Genomic DNA, 21,139 nt, shown 5'->3' with positions numbered 1-21,139 from the left:
CATGCACTGGCTGAGGGAGGTCTTGCTCGTCGCCGGCGCCGCGACCGCCGCGGTGCTGCTGACGGCGCTGGAAGCGCCGGTACCGATCGACGTGCCGCTCCTTGTCGGCTTCAGCGCCGGCGTCAGCCTCCCCTTGCTCGTACGGCGGGTGCTCCCGTTGACCGCCGCGGTGACGTCTGCGGTGATCGCGCTGGCCGGGATGGCGCAGCTGCACCGCTGGGAGGGGATGCTGGTCACGATGGCCCTGTTCTGTGCGGCCGTCTACCACCGGCCGCGGCGTCCGGGCCTGGTGCTGTCGGTCTCCTCGTGCTGGGTTCTCGGCACCCTGGCGGTGATGGGGGGCGAGGGCGTCCCGGAGCCGACCAGCATAGTGATCATGAGCATCGCGCCCGTGGCCACCGGCTACGCGCTGCGGCTGCACCAGGATCGGGCCGACCAGACGCTGCGATTGCAGCGGGCTGAGGCGGAGCGCGTCCTGGCCGAGGAGCGCACCTGGCTGGCCAGGAACGTGCACGACAGCGTCGGCCACCACCTGACCGCGATCCGGCTACAAGCGGCGGCGGCCAGGCGAACACGCGGTGACACCTCGGCGACGCGGGCCCTGGAAACGATCTCGGACCTGTCGCTGTCGGCGCTGACGGAGGTACGCGACCTACTCCGGACGCTCAGCGAGCACCCGGCCGCCCTTCAGCCCGGCACCGCCGACCTGGAGCGGCTGGCCGGGCAGCTCACCTCCGCCGACCGCACGATCACCATGAGCCGTTCGGGGACGGAGGGCGTCCTGCCGCCGGCCGTCGACCACACCGCCTACCGGGTCGTCCAGGAAGCACTGACGAACGTCGTACGCCATTCGACCGCGACCAAGGTGACCGTCCACCTGCGGCAGAACGACCGCGGCCTGCGCATCGAGGTACTCGACAACGGCGCCCCGGCTCAGGCGGCCCAGGCCGAGGGCCAAGGTATCCGCGGCATGCGGGAACGGGTGCGCCTGCTCGACGGCACACTGTCGGCGGGACCGGCCGAAACGGGCGGTTGGCGGGTCCGCGCCGACCTGCCCAGAGAAGGGAACGCGTGGTGACGATCCGGGTGCTGGTCGCCGACGATCAGGCGGCGGCTCGGGAGGCGCTGCAGCTCATCCTCGACGGTGAACCCGACATCGACGTGATCGCGACGGCCGCCGACGGCGCCGAAGCGGTGCACCAGGCGCTGTGGCGGCGGCCGGACGTGGTCGTGATGGACCTGCGCATGCCGGGCATGGACGGCATCGCCGCCATCGGCCGCCTGGCCGCCGCCGAATCCGCCCCCCGCATGCTCGCCCTGACCACGTTCGACCTCGACGAGTACCTGTTCGGCGCGCTGCGCGCAGGAGCGGCCGGCTTCCTGCTGAAGGACAGCGACCCCGACGTGCTCGTCACGGCGGTCCGCGAGCTGCACCAGGGCAGGGGGTTGATCGACCCGCAGGTCACCGGTCGCCTGATCAGCCGCTTCGCCGCGCTGTCCCCACGCCTTCCCACCCCCGAACTCGACCTGCTGACCCCGCGCGAACACCACGTGCTACGCCTCCTGGCCCGAGGACTGAGCAACGGCGAGATAGCCGCCGCCTGCACCATCGAGGAAGGCACGGTCAAAACCCACGTCAACCGGATCCTCACCAAACTCGGCCTCCGGACCCGCGTGCAAGCAGCGATCTACGCCCACGAACACGGCATCGTCACCCGTGATGCACCTTGACCGTCCGCCGGTCTCGGGCGCCCGCCCCGATCGACTTTCGTAACAGACCCTAGACTGGCCGGCGATCGCCACCAGGTGGGCGCTGACGACCCCCCGAGCCGTACCATCGCCCGGTTGGAGGGCGAGCTGGGCACGCCACTGTTCGATCGGAGCGGCCGGCTCCGGTTGAACGACGCGGGCAAGCTCTTCCTCGGTTACGTCGAACGCTCCTTGGGGGGAGTTGGACGCGGGGCGGCGGGCCGTCGCCGACGCCATCAGCGAAGGGGTGGGCACCGTACGGCTGGCATCGGAAACCTTCCTCACCCTTACCGGGCCGCTGGCGGCCTACAAGCGCGCTCATCCCGACATCGAGGTCGAACTCCGCTGGATGCTGGCCGAGGAGATGGCCCGCCATCTGCGAGCCCAGGAGGTCGACCTGTGTGTCGCCTCCCAGCCCATTTCCGCAGCGGGTTTGACGGCGGTTCAGCTGCTCGATGACGCGGTTGGGATGGCGACGCCGCTCGGCCATCCGCTGGCGAGCCGTACCTCTGTGAGCATCGACGAACTCGCCGGCCAGCCCTTCGTCAGCGCCCGCAAGGGACACTGGCGACGCAGGCTGCTCGATCGGCTCTTCGCCGCACGAAGCCTCACCCCGAAGATCGTGTGCGAGGTCGACGAACCCAGCGCCATCGCCGACCTGATCGGCGCGGGGCTGGGCATCGGCCTCGTCCCCGCCTTTGCCCGGCGTAGCTCCACGCGGGTCACCGCCGCCTGGGTCGCCGTCGACAGCCCCGACTGCCGTCGCACGGTCACCCTCTACTGGGCGGCCGACAGCCACCTGTCGACCGCCGCCCGGCTGATGCGCACCACGATCACCAGCTGGAACTGGATCACCGCAGAACCACGGAGCAACGCGGATGACGAGGGTGTCCTGCCGACGACGTCGACGATGTGATGCGCGATCCGCTCGCCGATGCTGGGCTGCCCGTGGGGTCGGTCCGCCCAGCCGGCCGTTCGGAGTCGTGATCATGTGGCTGGGAAAGGAGTGGACGGGATGGTGATCGGGCTTGTAGCTTGCAGTTGCCCGTGACACCGCCCGAGGAGGTGAGCCCCATGAACGCTGTATCGATGTGGGTGCTCCCCCTTCCTGTCACGGTCGGGCGATTGAGGTAGGTGTCGCCGGGAGCGCCTCGCCAACAAGGCACTCCCGAAAGGCAACACCTATGCACTCTCAGCAGGTCACCGCCGAGCCGCCGTCGAACGACAGGGTCGAGCGTGACTCCACGGTGGGCGACGTCCCCGGAGTTCTCTGGTCGCCGGCCTCCGGCGCCGATCGCGCGCCCTTCATCTTCGATGTGATCATTGCCGGGTGCGGGCCGACCGGTGCGATGCTGGCCGCCGAACTGCGGCTGCACGATGTACGGGTACTCGTTCTGGAGAAGGAAACCGAGCCCGCGTCGTTCGTCCGCATAGTCGGTCTGCATATTCGCAGTCTCGAGCTGATGGCGATGCGCGGACTGCTGGATCGCATTGTTCAGCATGGAAGACGGCGTCCGGCCGCCGGGTTCTTCGCCGCCATCCCCAAACCCGCGCCCAAGGGCCTGGATTCCGCGTACGCCTATCTGCTGGGCATCCCGCAGCCGGTCATCGAACGTCTGCTTGAAGAACATGCGATCGAACTGGGTGCGCAGGTCCGGCGCGGTTGCGCGGTCGCCGGTGTCGAGCAGGACGACGAGGGTGTGACCGTCGAGCTGGCCGACGGGGAGCAGCTGCGTTCGCGCTATCTCGTCGGCTGTGACGGCGGGCGCAGTACGGTCCGTAAACTGCTCGGTGTCGGCTTCCCCGGCGAGCCCTCACGGACCGAGACGCTGATGGGCGAGATGGAAGTGGGCGTGCCGCAGGAGGAGATCGCCGCCAAGGTGACCGAGATCCGCGAGACCCATCAGCCGTTCTGGCTCCGGCCCTTCGGCGAAGGGATCTACAGCGTGCTGGTCCCCGCCGCGGGAGTAAGCGACCGCGCGGAACCGCCCACCCTCGAGGATTTCAAACGACAGTTGCGCACCATCGCCGGCACCGATTTCGGCGTGCACTCCCCGCGCTGGATGTCGCGTTTCGGGGATGCCACCCGGCTGGCCGAACGTTATCGGGTCGGGCGGGTGCTGCTGGCCGGCGATGCGGCACACGTTCATCCACCCATCGGCGGACAGGGCCTCAACCTGGGCGTTCAGGACGCGTTCAACCTCGGCTGGAAACTGGCCGCACAGATCCGCGGCTGGGCGCCGGAAACACTGCTGGACACCTACCAGGCCGAACGTCATCCGGTCGCCGAGGACGTGCTGGACAACACCCGCGCCCAGACGGAACTGCTGTCCGCCGAACCGGGCCCGCAGGCCGCGCGCAGACTGCTCACCGAACTGATGGACTTCGATGAGGTGAACCGCTATCTGATCGAGAAGATCACCGCGATCGGCATCCGCTACGACTTCGGCGCAGGCCCCGACCTCCTCGGCCGCCGCCTGCGCGACATCGACGTGAAACGGGGCCGCCTCTACGAGCTGCTGCATCGCGGCCGCGGCCTGCTGCTGGACCGCACCGAACGCCTGACCGTCGGTGGCTGGTCAGACCGGGTCGATTATCTCGCGGATCCCACAGCGGAACTGGATGTCCCGTGCGTCCTGCTACGCCCCGACGGCCACGTCGCCTGGATCGGCGACGATCAGCATGACCTGGACGACCACCTCTCCCGCTGGTTCGGCAAGCCCGCCAACTGATCGGCGCCAGGAGCCGGGAGCGGTCGGCGTTCCCCTCGGACATCGACCGCTCGCCGGCATGGCGAAAACGGCCATGCCGGCGTCGGATGAGTTGCCCCAGGCGGCTTGCCGGCGGCCCCGGCGTCCCGGAAAAGGATCTCGGCGCGGTGACCCTCTCAACACGGGTGATCTCATCAGGCAACGGGGCGAGTTGCTCGCGTTCGTCCTCTGCGGTGAGCGCCTGGTAGCCCCCGGGCCTGCCGAGCAGCTCTTGCGCGGTTGCGCCGCCGCAAGCATGTACACCGGTACCCCTCCGCGCCGCGCCGCCGTCCGCAAATCGGGTTGCGCCCGTAATTAGGGTGGTTGTCATGGCAGAGATCGATGGCGAGGCGTTCGTCCGCGACGGGTTCGTGAAGGTGGCCGCGACGGTGGCGCCGGAGCTGGCCGAGGCGGCGCTGGCGCAGGCGTGGGCACAGCTGGGCGGCCGTTCCCCCGGCGATCCGTCCGGCTGGGACGAACCGGTGATGTGGGCGTCGGACCTGACCGGTCAGGGGCCGCTGGGCGAGATGGCGCGCAGCGCTCGGGTGGCGCGGGCACTGGATGAGGTGTGCGGGGCGGACGGCTGGGCGCCGCGTGGCGCGCTGGGCATGATCCCGGTACGGTTTCCCGGCAAGGCGGTGGTAGACGATCGAGGCTGGCACATCGATGCGAATGTGGCGCTGTCCGACGGGACGTACGCGGTCAGCGGGCGGCCGGAGATGATGCTGGTGCTGACGTTGCTGTCGCACGTGGGCCCGGATGACGCGCCGACGCGGATCCGGGTGGGTTCGCACCGGGCGGCGGGTGCGGCGCTCGCGGGGCAGGTGCTGGACCCGATGAAGGCCGGGCCGGTGGTCGACGCGGCCACGCGGGACTTCCCGCTGGCACACGCCACGGGCGAGCCGGGCGATGTGTTCCTGGTGCACCCGTTCACCGTGCACGCCGCCGACGAGCACCGGGGGACGGGGCCCCGGTTCATGGCGCAGGGGCCGGTGCTGCTGAGGCAGCCGGTTTCGCCGGAGGCGGGCAATCTCCTGGGACGGGCACTGGCCGGCTGACGCCCGCGGGTACCGGCGGTCCCGTACTCGGCATCGCCTTCACCGAACAGGTGCAGGTGATGCTGCTCCCAGCCCATCGCGGCCCTGGATCACCTCGTGCAGCTGGTCCAGGGCCGCCGTCGACGGCAGATGGACGTGGGAGCCGACGTGCAGCCGTGCGCGGTCGCGATGGAACTACTTCCGCTGGACGAGGAGTGTGCCGTCGAGGCGAAGGTGGCCGCGGCCTTCACGATCCGCGCCGCAAAGGTCTAAGGATGTCACCATTTGGTTAGGTCGCTCCTCCCCTGGATAGGCGATCATGAGGCGGCCAAGTCAGCGGATTACTTACGGGAGAGACCTCCGCGTGCGCAACGATGCCTCGTTACCGAGCTATGAACGTCTTTTCGGGCACCTCGATCTGCGGGCGGGAGATGAGGCCCGGTCCGTCTACTCGCCGGCGGCCTATCTGACCGACCTGCTCACCTTCCTTCAGGAGACCTTCTCCGATGTCTCCCTGCTGCGGCGACGGCCGGACATCGGGAAGGTCGAGCTCGACGCGGACGGCACCTTCACCGAGCTGCCCTACCTGGACGTCGTCAACGAGGTGCTCGAAGCCCTGGTGGGCGAGCGGCCCTACGACCGGCTGAAGACGCTCAAGCACCCGCTCCACCTGCCCTTCTCCCTGGACACCGCGCGATTCGCCACGTACCTGAAGTATCTGGGGGTCGATCCGGTCGAGTTCTACCGGCTGTTCGCCGCCAGGGTGGACCCCGATCGGGTGACCCGCGACCAGCTCGGGCTGACCCTGGAGGACGTCGATCTCATCTCCGTCCAGCGCTTCGACGCCGCCTCCCTGGCCGAGGCTTATGGGCTGGGCTCCGAGGAGCAGGTCAACGCGTTGTGCGACATCGACCGGTTCCTGTCCGCGACCTCACTGACCGGTGAGGAACTGCGCGATCTGCTTTACCAGGACCCCGAGATGGAACGTTCCCGGAGCGGGTTCTGGGTGCACCAGGGCGCCGTCGTGGAGGTCGGTCCCGACGACCGCACGCTCGTGCTGCGCTCCGGCGGGGAGCCGCCCCACGAGTGGTTCGACCGCGCCCATCGCTTCATCCGGCTGGCCCGCAGGACGGGGCTGTCGTTCACCGACCTCGACCGGGTGACCGCCGGGATCTCCAACGGGCTGGAGCCGGTCGCGCTGCGCGCCCTGGCCGCCGCGGTCCACCTGCACCGTACGCACGACGTGCCGTTCGATCTCATCGAGGCGCTCATCACCCGGACGCTGCCCGATGAGATCAAGGACGGCCCGTTCCCGGCCGGCGACATCCTCGCGCCGCAGAATCGGTCGTATCGTCGCCATTTGGCACGTTCCATCGACCTGGCGGAAACAGAGATCATCGAGGTGGTCCGCCGCCTCCGCGCGCGCTACGCGGGTCCGCTCGAGGAGAGCCCGTTCGACCGGGGCATCGGCCGTCCGGGCCTGGTCGTGCTCAACCGGGTGGCCCGCCTGACCGGCGCGCTGGGCATGTCCGTCGAGGAACTGTTCGCCGTGCTGGACGCGCTGGAGGCCGACCCGGCCATCGAACGCCACTCGACCTTCCCGGTGCTGCCGGTGCTCGACGGCGGGTCGGGCGACATCTACCGCATGCTCGAACGCGACGAGGACCCGGCCGCCTCGCTCTGGCTGACCCAGACGGTGTTCGAGGTCGTGGCCTGGATGCGTACGTGGGGCTTCGCCGGGGAGGACCTCGGCGCCGTCCTCGGCGGGCCGGCCACCCCGGAGTCGCGGGAGGAGCAGGCCCAGGTCATCGCCCAGATCGCCGAACGGTTCGCCGACATGGCGCTGTCCCCCCGGACCTTCGTCTCCGACCGGTTCGACGAGCGGGCCGCGCGGGTCCTGTACGAGGGGGTGACCACGTACACCGACGGCGTGGTGTCCCCGCACGACCCGCGCCTGCTGCGGATCGACCCGGCCGTGGTGGCCACCGCCGCCCACGATGCCGTCGGCCGCCTCGCCGTGCTCACCAAGGGCGACTTCCTGGGGCTCGGCCTGGGGAACCGGCTGACCGCCAAGATTTTCACCAACCTCGTTCTCCGGGATGTCATCCAGGCCGGCGGGCTGCTCGCCTCCGAGGACCTGCCTGCCGGGCTCACCTTGGCCGGGGACTTCTCCGCCTACCGGGAGACCCTGTTCGGCGTCGTCGCGGGGCTCCAGGACGCCTTTTACCCCTCCGACCTGGCCGCCGCCCTGCCGCAGCTCACCGAGGCCGACCGCGCCGAGCTGTACGACAACCTGGTGCACAACGGGTACCTCACCGAGGAGGGTGACGTCCTCGACCCCGAGATGTTCGCCGATCCCGCGCGGGCCGCCGACTTCCGCCTCAACGTGCCGCTCGACGACGTCGCGCCCGCCGTGCTCGCCCTGCTCAAGGAGCGGGCCGAAGCCTACCGTGCGGCCAGGATCCCGCTCGACCCCGACGTCTTCGGCGAGCTGAGGCTGACCGCCGAGCAGTTCGCCGCGCTCGCCGAGAGCCTGCGCTTCAACGGCGTCATCGACGCCGATGGCGTCTACCGTGACAAAGCCGCCCTGGCCGCGCTCGATGTCGCCGACCTCGGGATCGCCCTGGAGTTCTACCCGGTCCGGCGCGCGGTGCTGGCGGCGATGAAGGCCCAGCTCGCGGCGGCGAAGGCCATGATGCACCTGATCACCCCCGCTGACTTCGCGGACCTGGCCGATGACGTCATGGCCGCCCGGGTGGTCAGGCGCCTGGAGCGGGAGGTCCTCGACGAGGGCCACGCCGGCGAGGAGGACCGTAACGGCGTCGTCGACCTGGGCGAGGACTTCACCGGCGAGGACGGGACGCTGGTCGCCGAGCGCATCGCGGACATCACGCGGGCGCTGACGCCCTACCGCCTCGACCTGGACGCCCTCACCGAGCTCGGCTTCGACGACGACGAGTGCTCCCGGCTGGTCGCCATGCTCATCGACGCAGGACACCTGACCGAGACGCTCAGTGTGCCCGGTCGACGGCTGACCTACTTCCGCACCGTCACCAGCGCGCTCGACTTCAGCCTGCCCGGCGTCGACGACTACGCCAAGGACGTCTTCTTCCTGCTGCACGCGGTGGCCAAGGAGCAGGCGGACGCCGTCGCCGAGCTGACCGGCGCCCTCGGTGAGCTGGCCGCGCGCCAGCACGGCGCCCTGCTCATCCTGCTCCAGGACGTGCTCGGCGTGCCAGGCCCCGCCATCGAGGCGATCGGCGCGGCCGTGGCACCCGGCGGCCTCGACGTGCTGGTGGCACCCGCGCTCGGCGACGGCACGGCGGGACCGGAGTTCGCGCGGGTCTACCGGCGGCTCCGCGGCTTCGCCCGGCTGGCCGCCAAGCTCGGCCTGGACGGCGACGAGGTCACCGTGGCCTTCCACGACCAGGACCTGACCGGCAAATTCCCCGAGCCGCTCGCCATGCCGCCCGGTCACGACCGCTTCGACGCGCTGCTGACCGGCCACGACGGCCTGATCTACATGTTCCACGGCAGCGTCTACTGGACCTACTCCGCCCGGACACTGGCCCTGACCGACTCCCGGCAGAAGCCGCTGACCGAGCTGTCGCCCCACTTCGCCGGCCTGTCCGCGATCGACGCGGCCTTCACCCTGCGCGACGGCACCGAGTGGATCGTCGGCCGGGGCCCGAGCAACGTCTCGACGTGCTTCACCCGCGAGCCCGGCGGCACCCGCTGGGCGCCGAAGGAGCAGGTCTGGGGCAAGGTACGCAACAACTTCACGGACCCGAAGAAGATCGACGGCGCCTACGTCGATCCGGAGGGCCGCACCCACCTGTTCGCCGGCGACCAGTACGTGCGGTACTCCGGCGACGACCACACCTACGCCGACGAGGGCTACCCGAGGCCGATCACCGAGTGGTGGCAGGGCGACACCCCGCTTCCCGAGGTCTTCCGTGCCGCGGTGGACGCCGTGATCCACGGTCACGACGGCCGCACGTACGTCCTGTCAGGCGAACGGACCTTCGACGGCGTGACCGAGCAGCCGCTCACCGAACGGTGGGGCCGGTTGCGGAACGCCTTCGACGGCGCCGAGCGGATCGACGCCGCCTACGCCGACGCCGACGGCTATCTGCTGTTCTCGGGTGACCAGGTGGTGCGCTACTCCGACAGCCCGGAGAACGACGGTGTCCGGGTGGCCGAGGGCTATCCCCGGCGGATCGAGACGTGGCGGCCGGAGGTGCCGGTCGAGTTCGAGGGCGCCGTCGAGGCGGCCTTCGAGGACGGCTCCGGCACCGTGCACCTGTTCAAGGACGGCAAGACCGCTGCCCTCGGCACCTCCAGCGGCGTGGAGCCGACCGCCGCGAAGTGGGGCCTGATGGCCGACGTGCTGCCCGGTGGCCGGGTGGACGCCGCGTTCGTCGGGCTGGACGGCAAGACCTACCTGTTCAGCGGCGATCGCTACATCCGCTACTCCGGCGCCGACTACTCCGTCGTCGACCTCGGCTACCCGCGTGCCGTCGCCGGTGACTGGGGCGGGCTCGACCGGGTCGACGCCGCGTTCGTGATGGACGGCTCGGCCCACCTGTTCGGGCCGGTCGGGCTGATCCTCGACCTGCCCGCCGACTACGAGGCCGAACTGGCCGACGGCACCTGCTCGCCCGCGCTGCGCCGCCGCCTGCAGGAGCACGGCGTGGTAGTCGGGCCGGCCACCCCCGTGACCGGGGCCTCGCCCGAGTGGCGGGTGACCGCCGAGGGCGGCATCGCGCTGACCATCCGCCGGACCGGTGACCGCATCCGGGTCCACGGCGACGACACCCCCTTCTACGTGCGCTACTCCACCCGCGACTACACCGAACCCGACGACGGCTTCCCCAGGCCGCTGGCGGAGAACTGGCTGAACCTGCCCGAGACGTTCACCCGGCTCGACGCGGTCTTCGCCGGTGGCGACAACCAGACCTGCCTGTTCAGCGGCGACCGCTTCGTCGTGTTCGACAATCGGCACCGCTGGTGGTCGGAGCCCAGGAGTCTGCGCGAACGGTGGGACAGCATCCCGTTCGACCACATCGACGCCGCGTTCGTCGGCAAGGACGGCAGGACGTACGTCTTCTCCGACGACCGGTACGTCCGCTACTCCACCGCGGACTACACCGAGATCGACGACCGTTATCCGGCGACCACCGCGAACTTCTGGGGCAACGTCGTCAACACGATCCAGCGCACCGGCCGGGTGGACGCCACCCTGGTCATGGACGTGACCGAGCCGGCCGGCGACGTCCACACGTACACGTACCTGTTCGCCGGCGACCAGTACGTCCGCTACCGCGACCACGACTACCGGGTGATCGAGGACGGCTACCCGCGGGCCCTGTCGGAGCTGGCCGGGGAGCCCAGGCTGGGGGCGCTGGAGGTCACCCTCGACGGGGTGGACGCGGCGTTCGCCGACCGGCGGACGGTCTACCTGTTCCGGGGCGGCCAGTGGCACGCCGTGTCCGACGCCCTCTACCGGTCCTACGACCTGCCCGGGATCACGGCCGCCTACGTCGACCATGGCTCGATCATGGTGCGGACGGATCAGGGCTGGCGCCGGCAGCATGCCCTGGAGGGCCCGGAGAAGAGCGAGCCGGTCCGGCCGCCGGCGCTGCGCACGGCCCCGGCCGACTACCGCGACGGGCTCGACGCCGTGCTGACCGGGGCCGACGGGAACACGTACCTGTTCAAGGGGTCGATGTGCCTCAACACGGCCAGCGGGAAGGACTACCCGCTCGACGAGGAGTGGGGCCGCCCACGTAACACGATTTATCAGGACAACGTGGTGGATGCGGCGTTCGTTGGGCGGGACGGGAGGACGTACCTGTTCAGCGGGGACCAGTTCGTCGTCTACGGCGACTCGGCCGACGTCATCGACGGCGGGCCGAAGTCCATCGCCGAGCACTGGGGCGGGCTGACCAGCGTCGCCCTGGCCTACCACCGCGACGACACGACGCACCTGTTCGAGCGCCCAGGGCCCGACGGCACGAGCCGCCACCTGGTCTACACCGGCGACGAGGGAGCCTACGAGCGGCCCGACCCCGGCTATCCGGCGCTCGCCGACGAGACCTTCTGGAAGGCGCCTGACGGGTTCCCCATGCCTGACGCGGTGCTGTTCGAGGAGCAGACGATGGTGCTGCTCAGCGGTGACCGCTGCGTGCAGTTCAACGAGGCCACCGGCCTGTGGTCGTACCCGCGGCCGATCCAGCGCCTCTGGCGCGGCTTCACCGTCGCGCCCGGCGACCGGCTGAGGACCGCCTTCACCGGGACCGACGGGGCGACCCACTTCTTCTTCACCGAGACCTTCACCACCTACACCGGTCGCGCGTTCACCGCGCCCGTCCGGATCCGCGACCGCTGGGGCCGCGCGGTCAACCCGTTCGGCTCGGTGGTGGACGCGGCGGTGGTCTTCGGCGGCCACACCTACCTCTTCGGCGGCGGCCAGTACGTCCGCTACACCGGCCCGAGCTACCGGTACGCCGACCCTGGCTACCCCAAGCCCATCGTGCGCGAGCTGCGCAGGGAGGCGGCCTTCGCCGGGCTGCCCGAGTCCTTCGACGACGCGGCGGCCCTGCACGGCGTCAACGCGGCGGTGGCCAACGGCCGCACCGCGCACCTGGTCACCGGCCACCTCGTGCACGCCGTCTCCACGTCGCGGGCCGCGACGTACCCGATCGGACTGCTGGGCCAGGTGCGCAATGCGATCGCCGACCGGAAGAAGGTCGACGCCGCGCTGGTCCGCGACCGGCACACCTTCCTGTTCTCCGGTGACCAGTACGTCCGCTACACCGGCGCCGACTACCTCTACGTCGACGAGGGTTACCCCCGCACGATCGAGGGCGACTGGGGACCCCTGCCGGCCGAGTTCGAGGACGGCGTGGACGCCGCCTTCCTGAGGGACGGCAAGGTCTGCTTCTTCAAGGGCGACCGCTGCACCGTCGACGGTGTGGTCGACGGGGTCGGCGCCCGCTTCGGCCGCATCCGCAACGCGTTCGCGACCGCTCCGGTGATCGACGCCGCGTTCGTCGGCAGGCAGGGCGAGCTGTACGCCTTCGCCGGCGGGCAGTATGTCCGCTACGCGCCGGGTGAGCTCGACCACGCCGAGCAGGGCTACCCCCGCACGATCAAGGACGACTGGGGCGACCTGCCCGCCTCCTTCGAGGCGGGTGTCACCGGTGCCTTCACCCTGGGCGAGGCCGCCTACCTGGTCAAGGACGACCAGTACGTCCGTTACTCCGGCCGCCTGGACGTGATCGACCGCACCTTCCCGCAGCTCTTCCGGCACCGATGGCGCGACGGGGCCGACTACCGCCTGACCGACATGCACACCATCGTCTCCTTCGCCGACCTCAGCCGGCGCCACCCCGGCCTGGCAGCGCTGCTGGCCAAGGGCTCGAACGAGCCGTACGACCGCTTGTGCGAGCTGTTCCCGTGGGACCCCGACGAGCTGCGCTGGGTCAAGCGCAACGCGGGCCGGATCACCGAGTTCCCCGCCGAGGAGGACCGGTTCGAGATCGAGTTCCTGCTCAAGCTCAGCCGGCTGTTCACGGTCGCGGCCGGCATGGGCGCCGGTCCGTCAGCGCTGTACGGCGCCACCGCCGACACCCTTGAGGCGCTGCTGCCCGAGGCGGCGATCCCGCTCGCGCGGGGCGACCTCAACGTGCTCAAGCGCGACGCGCTGGTCCCGGCGGTGCTGCACCTGCACCGCGAGCTCGCCACCGCCGCCGAGATCTACGAGCACGCCCTGATCGACGTCGAGATGGGCCGCGAGGGCGTCACCTCGCGGGTGCGGGAGGCCATCGCGGCCGCCCAGCTCTACCTGCACCGCTACCTCCTGGACCTGGAGGAGCCGGCCGCGGGGGAGGACGTCAAGCCGAAGCTGCGCACCTGGTGGCAGTGGCTCCGCAACTACCGGATCTGGGAGGCGAACCGGAAGGTCTTCCTCTACCCGGAGAACTACCTCCGCCCCGAGCTGCGCGACACCAGGACCCCCGCGTTCAGGGAGCTGGAGGACGACCTCCTGCAGGGCGAGATCACCGCCGACACGGTCGAGCGCGCCTACAAGCGCTACCTCGACGAGTACACCGAGGTCAGCCGGCTGGCCATCGCCGGGGCGTACGTCTACCGGGCCGACGACGACGCCGACGGCACCCGGCAGCTCGTCCTGTTCGGCCACACCCGTACCGATCCGCGCCGCTGGTACGTCCGGGAGGCCGAGTTCCGCGACGGCGACCGCCTGTCGGCGAGCTGGGAGCCGTGGGACCAGGTCGGCGTGCAGATCGACGCCGGGCGGGTCGACCCCGTGCACGCCTTCGGCCGGATCTTCGTCTTCTGGAGCGTCGTGGAGGCGGTCGTCCCCGAGGACACCGGCAAGACCGTCATCACCACCAAGACGGAGGGCGACAAGCAGAACGTGTCCACGCCGCCGCCCGAGCACCGGGTGCGGATCTTCTACTCCTTCCAGAACCTCAACCGCGAATGGGTCGCCCCGCAGGCGCTGCCGCCCGGCCCGCTGCACGACGGCCCGATCACCGGTGAGAGCCTGTACGTGCGGGCCTCGGCCACCGTCCCGGGCGCGGGCGCGCACGACTCCATCGTGGTGTCCTGCTCGTACGCGGCCGGCGGCAAGCAGCACGCCGTGTCGTACGCGCTCACCCCCGAGCTGTACGCCGTCCCGATCGGCACGCCTGCCCTGCCCGCCAAGCTGGTGGACGTCGGCAAGGTCTTCGCCGAGCCGGTCGGCGGCGTGGTCCGGTTCAACATGCCGGTCGAGTCGCCCGACGGGCCCTGGTTCAGCGTCGACCACAAGGGCGGCAGTTTCCTGGTGCGCCCGGTCATCGCCGACCCCGGTGAGGACCCGCCGGTGCTGGAGCTCAAGGGCAACGGCCACCGGCTGCCCAACTGGGAGCGCATCGACGCCGCCTTCGAACGCGGCGACACCCGCTGGTTCTTCTCCAACCTGACCAAGGAGTTCCTGGTCACCAAGCCGTTCGGCCCGCTGCGGACGACCGGCGAGTCCACCGCGAGCCGCTGGGGCAACGTGGCCGGCGGGGAGCTGGCCGGCACCGGCCGGGTCGACGCGGTGCTGGTGCGCGGCGAGTTCACCTACGTGTTCAGCGGCCACGAGTACTACCGTTACCGGGGCCGCCTGGTGGACCGGGAGATGGACCTCGGGTATCCCAGACGGCTCGACGGCAACGCCGAGGACCTGCCGCCCTGGGCGTCGATCGACGCGGCGTTCACCTGGGACGGCGCCGAGTACTTCATCAAGGACGACAGCTACGTCCAGCGTGACGTGACGAGCGGCGCTTTCAGCCGGTCCGGCAGGGTCCGCGACCGGTGGCCGGTTCCGGACCGGGCCCGCGTGCGAGCCGCGCTCGTCAAAGACGGCACACTGTTCCTGATCCTCGGGGACACGTACCTGAAGATCGAGGACGGTCACCCGGGCGACGGCGTGCGCAGACTCAGGGACAACCCCGACGGGCTGCCCCCGAAGATCCGGGCGGCGGCCGACGTGCACGGCACGCCGCACTTCTTCGGCGACGAGACCTTCACTGTGGGCGCCGACACCACCCAGCACCAGACCCGCTCGCTCGGGAAGATCGCCACGGTGCTCAACACGACCGGGACGGTCGACGCGGCCTACGTGTCCGGCGACCACCTGTTCCTGGCCAGCGGGCGGGAGTACTACCGCTACACGCTCAACGGCGCCGACATCCCGCAGCTCGCCGATCCCGGCTACCCGAAGGCGCTGCCGCGGCCCGTCCACGCGACCTTCCAGCGCGGCGACCAGCGCTACATCTTCAGCGGCGCGGAGTACGCCGTCATCCCCGCAGGTCAGGAGCCCGCGACCCTGGGCGCCTTCACGCCGATCGACGGCAACTGGGGCTCACTGCCGCCCGACTTCGCCACCCGCTACACCGGCGCCCTGGACACCCCGTCGGACCTGTACCTGTTCGTCGGCAGCCAGTACGCCGTCCACCCCAGGACCGGCGTCGTGCAGCGCCCCTACGAGCACGCCGCCCTGCCGCACGAGATCGTCCGGCTCACCTCCAGCACGGCGTTCGAGCTCAACCGCAGGCTCCTGGTCGGCGGCGTGGCCGGACTGCTGGCCCCGGAGACCCAGGAGATCGACGAACTGCCCGCCTTCAGCACCGAGAGGACGGGCTCCACCACGATCCAGGTGCGCACCGAGGTCGCCGGCGCGCCGGTCAGCGGCCACCTGGACTTCCAGAGCGCCAACGGCCGCTACTACTGGGAGATCTTCTTTCACGCGCCGCTGCTCATCGCCCAGGCGCTCAACGCCGCCCAGCGCTTCGCCGACGCCAAGACCTGGTACGAGTACGTCTTCGACCCCACCGAGCAGGACCGCTACTGGCGATTCCTGCCCTTCCTCGCGATCGACGTGCGGGCGCTGGCCGCCGGATGCCGGGCGGACCTGGAGAACCTGCCCCCGAGTGTCGGCCAGCGGCTGCGCCCGATCCTGGCCGACGTCGAGTCGCTGGCTCCGCTGTTCGAGCACGCCCGCCCGTGCACCGCCGCCGACCTGGAGCTGCTCGACGGCCTGGCCGCACGGGTCCGCCCGTTCGAGAGCGAGGACCGGCTGCGCGAGAAGATCGGCATGATCGCCGGCCTGCGCCGCCAGTACGACCTGATGGGCGACCACGGTGCCCTCCTGAAGGCATACCGGGACGACCCGCTCGACCCGCACGCCATCGCGGAGCTGCGCCCGGCCGCCTACCGCCGGGCCGTCGTGATGGCCTACGTCGACAATGTGCTCGACTGGGGAGACCTGCTGTTCCGCCAGCACACGATGGAGAGCGTCGACGAGGCCAGGATGCTCTACATCCTGGCCTACGACCTGCTCGGCGAGCGCCCGCAGAGCGTCGGCCCGCGCCACCTGCCCCCGGCGAGGACCTACGACGAGCTCGACCCGGCCCAGGTCGCCGACCCGTACGCCGAGACCGTGACCGCCGGCGGCACCCTGCTCGACGGCATGGGGGCCGTCCACCGCAGCGTGGGCGACCCCTACTTCTTCATCCCCGGCAACTCGGTGCTGGGCGACTACTGGGACCGTGTCGAGGACCGGCTCCGCAAGATCAGGGCCTCCCTCGACTTCATGGGCCTCAGCCGTCCGCTGCCCCTGTTCGAGCCGCCCGCCGACGTGCTGGCCCTGGTCCGGGGCACCGCGGCCGGGCTCACTCCCGACCAGGTCACGGCCGGGCTCTCGGCGCCGGTTCCGCACTACCGGTTCGGCTTCCTGTACCGCAGGGCGCAGGACCTGGTCGACCGGCTGCGCGGCTTCGGCGGCGAGCTCCTGGGAGTGCTCGAACGCCGCGACGCCGAGGAACTGACCCTGCTGCAGACCCGGCAGGAGGGCAACATCCGGCAGATGATGCGAGCCGTACGCGAGGCCCAGGTGGAGTCGGCCACCGAGTACCTCGCCCAGGCCGAGGCCTCCCGCCAGGCCGCCGCGGCCCGGCAGGAGTATTACGACAACCTCATCGAGGCCGGCCTCACCCCACTCCAGCAGTCCCAGATCCAGGCCATGACGGACGGCGTCAACTCGCACTTCGCCTCCGCAGGGCTGAAGATCGGCGCCGCCATCGCGTACGGCGCCCCGCAGGTCCTGGCCGGTCCGTTCATCTTCGGCACCATGATCGGCGGCGAACAGGTCGGCAGGGTCCTGGACGTCGGCTCGGAGATCGCCCAGACCCTGGGCGAGGCCTTCTCCGTCCTCGGCGAGCTGTACGGCGTCCGCGTCGAGCAGGAGCGCCAGGAGGGCGACTGGCACTTCCAGGCCATGCTGGCCAGGGCCGACCAGCGCGAGCTGGGCCACCAGATCACCGCCGCCAAGGCCGGCCTCGCCGCCGCGCAACGGGAGCTGGAGATCACCGACCAGGAGATCGCCGACCTGGAGGCCGTGGCGACCTTCCTCACCGGCAAGTTCACCAACGCCGAGCTCTACCGATGGAAGGCCGGGCGCCTGGCGACGATGTACTTCGCCTCCTACGGCCTCGCCCATGAGATCGCCAAGGCCGCCGAACGCGCCTACCAGTACGAAAGGGGCGCGTCGGAGTCGTACATCCAGCCGGTCTACTGGGAGAGCCGCCGCAACGGCCTGCTGGCGGGAGAGGCCCTGGCGGTCGACGTCGAACGCCTCGGGCACGCGTACACCTCCTCCGACAACCGCGGCCTGGAGATCACCAAGCGGATCTCCCTGCTGCGGCTCGACCCGCTCGCGGTGCTCGCGCTGAAGAACGACGGCCGGTGCGAGTTCGCGCTGACCGAGGAGCTGTTCGACCGGGACTTCCCCGGGCACTACCGGCGGCGGGTCAAGACCGTCTCGGTCGTGTTCGACGGGCCGGAAGGGCCGATCGAGGTCAACGCCGTGCTCACGCAGACCGGGCACAGGACGGTGCTCAGCCCCGACGCCAAGGCGGTGCGCTACCTGCTGGACGCCAAGGGGGACGCGCCCGCGTCCGTCCGGTCGGACTGGCGGCCCAGCCAGCAGATCGCGCTGTCGGACACCGAGCAGCACCGCGACAACAACGGCCTGTTCGAGCTGCGCTTCGACGACGAGCGTTACCTGCCTTTCGAGGGCACGGGAGCGGTGTCGACGTGGCGCATGGAGATCACCGGCCGGCGTCCGTACGACCTGTCCGACGTGACCCTGCTGGTCAAGTACACCGCCGAGCAGGGCGGGGAGGTGTTCGCCAACGCGGTGCGCGGCATGCGGCGGCCGTACCCGGCGGCGCGGTACGTCGACGTGGCAGGCGAGTTCCCCGAGCAGTGGCAGGAGTTCCTCGACGGCGGCGACCTGGTGCTGCCGATCGGGCCGGAGAGTTTCCCCGACATGCTCGGGGTCCAGATCACCGGGATGTACGCCCGGTACGAGGTGGCCGACTGGGGATCGGCCCGGCTGCGCCTGAACGGGCAGCTCATCGACGACGGGAAGGCGATCCACCAACCTGGCCTGCGAGCCCAGGAGTGGACGCTGACCGTGGACGGCGAACGGGAGGCCCTGATCAACGTCGGCCTCGTCCTTTTCTACCGCGCCCGCTGACCTGACGACGGAGGCATCACCATGAAGAATCTGAAGACGTCGGGATCGGGCAGCGGCAGGGTGCCGGTGCCGCCGGCGCAGGGGAAGGCGACACCGTACCGGACGCCGCAGCCGGCGGAGGCGCTGGCGAAGACCAAGGGCGCCAAGAAGTGGGCTGCCAAGACCCTGGTGAGCGGGGGGTCGCCCACCGCACACCTGCAGACGTTGAAAAGCACCGCGCTGAACGACCGGGAACTGCGCGAAGCGGAGATCCTCGCCCCGGGATTCGTCGCGAACCTGGTCACCGAGAGGAAGCCGGAGGAGTTGTCGAGGGCACTCGCGGATCTACAGGGCGCCTCCGAGGTCGTCTCCGTGGAACGCCACCGACTGCTCCACGAGCTGCTGAAGTCCATCGTTACGGAGAAGGGTCTGCTCGCCGGGTTCGTGGGCAGCGAACCCAAGATCGTCGTGAACTATCTCTTCGCCGCCGACCAGGTCAGGATCGACGTCAGCGGCGCGCTCGCCGAGCTGAGCGGAAGCACGCGAGCGGTCATGGAGAACCTTCTGATCCTGCACTGCCGGAAGAAACGGGATGACACCCCCTCGTCCTCCGGCGACGCCGCGCCGCCGAGGGCGGCGGACGAGATCGGTGCGACCCTGTACGACTACATGTGGCAGCCGGGCGTGCTCTCCGTCGAGCAGGACTGGAACGACAAGAGCACCGGTCTCGCCGCGAGGGTCTACAACTCCTTGTGGAACGGGGGAGACTACGACAAGATCTGCGATCTCATCGCCATGGGCGTGAGCACCGCGCTGGCATGCATCCTGCCCATGAACACCGGCCGGGGGAGCACCACCGAGGAAGGGGTGTGGAGCGGCTACGTCCAGCCGCTGGACCACCTGCTCAGCACCTACCTGAAGCGGGTCCACGACTACGAGCAGGGCACCCTCGGCAAGCACGAGAACGAGGCGAAGGTCAGGGGGGCGAAGCAGGTTCTGGAGGCGATGTCCACCAGCGAGTCCCCGGGCATCCTGACCACCTATCAGCAGGTGATGGGCTCAGAGCTGCTGGTGGCGTTCGAGGCCGAGCCGGGCACGTTCTGGGGATTCGAAGACGTCCGGCTGCCCTACGTCGAGGCCGCGCGGACGAAGCCGGGCGGCATGCGCCCACTCCGGATGATGGACCTCTGGGCGGCGGTGCAGGACATCATCACGGCCGACAACTACCGCGCCCTGCTCCGGAACCCCACGGAGACCATCCCCAAGTGCGTGGAGGGCGGCATCGCCAAGGCGGAGATGGCGTTCGACATGCTGGCGGCGGGCAAGCCGAACCCCAGCTCGGAGGTGAACTACGCGCTGATGCTGGATGACCGGACGGCGTACATAGAGGCGTTCCGGGAGCAGGCCACGGACTTCCTGACCTTCCTGTCGAAGCAGGGCCCCGAGGCCAAGCTCCTCACCGCCGACCTGACTGGCAAGGACGCCGCGAAGATGATGGGCGCGCTGGCCTGCAAGGCCGGCCTGTGGTGGGCCCGGCAGAAGGGAGAACCGGTCTACTACTGCCTGGACGGGATCAACCTCGACGACGTCGCCGACTACAAGACCTTCAAGAGCAAGCTCATCAACGCCGGCATGACCAAACGTGCGGGCGAGGTATCGCGGAAGGACCTGTTCTACGAGGTGATCACCCTTGCCGAGATGCGTGAGATCCTCCGCGAGGAGAACTGGCCCTTCCTCAAGAACACCGTGAAGTTCGTCAAGCTGGGCAAGATCCTGAAGGACACCGAGCTCGACAATATCGAAAAGGTGCGGCGGCGGATGGCCCGGTCCGACGCGAAGGCCCCGCCGAGGGGGGCGCCGACGCGAGCGGCCTTCGATTCCTACGTCAAGGAACTGGGACTGGACCCCGCGCTCGCCGCCAGCCTGGACACCGTGACCCTCAAGAGGGTAGTGACGAAGGCCAAGGTGCTCGGCGGGGTGAACGCCGAGGCCCAGCATTTCCTGCTCTTCCTCGAATATCTGTGGGACTGCCAGATTCTCTACACATCGGGCGTGCTGCCCGATGTCCGCGTGGCGTTCCTCGATCTCGCGAAGGAGCCGGACCCCGCCATCAGGCAGAACCGGGCGCAGATGATCGTCGATGACCTGAACGAGTTCCCGCAAACGAGCCGGTACCTGCGGGACATCCTGACGGGTGTCGCCCGGCGCATCGCCGCCGAGGACCCGATCGACGTCAGCATCCTGGCGGAGGAGCTGTACCCGCCAGACCGCTAGCCGGTTTCCCGCATGTGAGCGATCTTCAGCGGAGCACCGTGGTCGAAACGGGGTTGCACGGCCCGGCGCCGTGCAACCCCGTCGCCACGAGAGGAGACATACGGTGGCGCCTGATGCGAGGCCTGACCTCCCGGCGGAGAACCAGTGGGACCTGCTGGCCGAGTACGGACAGGGGCTGGAGAACGCATTTCACGCCATCTGGGTCGAGGGTGACGATCCGGAGGAAGTGGCCGTGCTGTTCGGGGTCGACCCGG

Annotated in this window: 8 protein-coding genes and 1 pseudogene; all 9 read left to right on the top strand. The window is 70.0% G+C overall.

Features of this window, described 5'->3' with window-relative positions; translation table 11 throughout:
- Position 1 precedes the first annotated feature (1 nt).
- Complete coding sequence (locus ACTMTF_RS42520; protein WP_441115770.1) at positions 2–1,078, top strand: sensor histidine kinase; 1,077 nt, start codon at positions 2–4, stop codon at positions 1,076–1,078.
- Entirely contained in the window at positions 1,072–1,731 is a 660-nt protein-coding gene (locus tag ACTMTF_RS42515) for a response regulator (RefSeq protein WP_441115769.1), read from the top strand. Before ACTMTF_RS42520 ends, ACTMTF_RS42515 begins: the two co-directional genes overlap by 7 nt.
- A 75-nt stretch (positions 1,732–1,806) precedes the next feature.
- A pseudogene (locus tag ACTMTF_RS42510) lies at positions 1,807–1,902 on the top strand (helix-turn-helix domain-containing protein); the annotation flags it as partial.
- A gap of 49 nt (positions 1,903–1,951) precedes the next feature.
- The gene (locus ACTMTF_RS42505; protein ID WP_441115768.1) at positions 1,952–2,665 is read left to right on the top strand and encodes a LysR family transcriptional regulator substrate-binding protein; all 714 of its coding nucleotides are present in this window, start codon (positions 1,952–1,954) and stop codon (positions 2,663–2,665) included.
- A 391-nt stretch (positions 2,666–3,056) separates the two neighbouring features.
- A complete protein-coding gene (gene rox, locus ACTMTF_RS42500; protein WP_441115829.1) occupies positions 3,057–4,481 on the top strand; it encodes a rifampin monooxygenase in 1,425 nt (474 codons plus the stop codon).
- A gap of 347 nt (positions 4,482–4,828) precedes the next feature.
- Positions 4,829–5,557 (top strand): phytanoyl-CoA dioxygenase family protein, encoded by a 729-nt coding sequence (locus ACTMTF_RS42495; RefSeq protein ID WP_441115767.1) that lies wholly within the window; start codon positions 4,829–4,831, stop codon positions 5,555–5,557.
- A 96-nt stretch (positions 5,558–5,653) separates the two neighbouring features.
- Positions 5,654–5,809: a hypothetical protein gene (locus ACTMTF_RS42490; RefSeq protein WP_441115766.1), complete on the top strand. Its 156-nt coding sequence runs from the start codon at positions 5,654–5,656 to the stop codon at positions 5,807–5,809.
- Positions 5,810–5,900: 91 nt separating this feature from the next.
- Positions 5,901–18,632, top strand: a complete 12,732-nt coding sequence (locus tag ACTMTF_RS42485) for a hemopexin repeat-containing protein (RefSeq protein ID WP_441115765.1) — start codon at positions 5,901–5,903, stop codon at positions 18,630–18,632.
- Positions 18,633–18,653: 21 nt separating this feature from the next.
- Complete coding sequence (locus ACTMTF_RS42480) at positions 18,654–20,885, top strand: hypothetical protein (RefSeq protein WP_441115764.1); 2,232 nt, start codon at positions 18,654–18,656, stop codon at positions 20,883–20,885.
- Positions 20,886–21,139 lie beyond the last annotated feature (254 nt).

The sequence above is a fragment of the Nonomuraea sp. ZG12 genome, from assembly GCF_052068115.1.
In the GTDB taxonomy this organism is placed as follows: domain Bacteria; phylum Actinomycetota; class Actinomycetes; order Streptosporangiales; family Streptosporangiaceae; genus Nonomuraea.
This window is presented reverse-complemented; position numbering and strand designations above follow the sequence as displayed.

Coding starts and splice junctions, on each gene's coding strand:
- ACTMTF_RS42520 (WP_441115770.1), top strand. CDS start 2: ATGCACTGGCTGAGGGAGGTCTTGCTCGTCGCCGGCGCCGCGACCGCC.
- ACTMTF_RS42495 (WP_441115767.1), top strand. CDS start 4,829: ATGGCAGAGATCGATGGCGAGGCGTTCGTCCGCGACGGGTTCGTGAAG.
- ACTMTF_RS42480 (WP_441115764.1), top strand. CDS start 18,654: ATGAAGAATCTGAAGACGTCGGGATCGGGCAGCGGCAGGGTGCCGGTG.